This is a genomic window from Dietzia sp. IBK-p2-15D (assembly GCF_057773105.1).
The window spans coordinates 1-489 of the sequence record NZ_JBYMTK010000056.1; the positions used below are offsets into that span (position 1 = coordinate 1).

The window sequence follows — 489 nt, forward strand, 5'->3', positions numbered from 1 at the left end:
GATAAATATCATCCTGGTCGCGGATGTGCTGCATCGCAAAGTTGTCGAAAGTAGATTGCAGATGCTCATATTCTCACCACAATGTCTGATGTGCACGACGGGTAATTTCGATATAGCTGTAATAACGAACAACAGGTAATAATTTTTTCGCCAGGATTTCATGGCAAAGCGGAGAGTCATCGGCCCAGTTATCGCCGTCCGATGCTTGTGCAGCGTAAATATTCCACTGTGCCGGGTTATAACGCTCTTTCACTACCTCATCCATCAGTTTCAGGGCGCTGGAAACAATGGTGCCGCCTGTTTCCTGCGAGTAGAAAAACTCATGTTCATCGACTTCTTTCGCCTGGGTATGATGGCGGATGTATACGACTTCCACGTTCTTATACGTTCTGCTGAGGAACAGATACAGCAGAATATAAAAACGCTTAGCCATATCTTTAGTGGATTGATCCATTGAACCGGAAACGTCCATCAGGCAAAACATCACTG

General features: G+C 45.4%; 1 protein-coding gene. It reads right to left on the minus strand.

Translation table 11 applies throughout. The annotated features are described in order from the left end of the window. Nucleotides 1-73: 73 nt before the first annotated feature. Nucleotides 74-489: DUF444 family protein (locus AC3DEV_RS16830; RefSeq protein ID WP_488372840.1), on the minus strand; the 416-nt coding region annotated here is incomplete at its 5' end.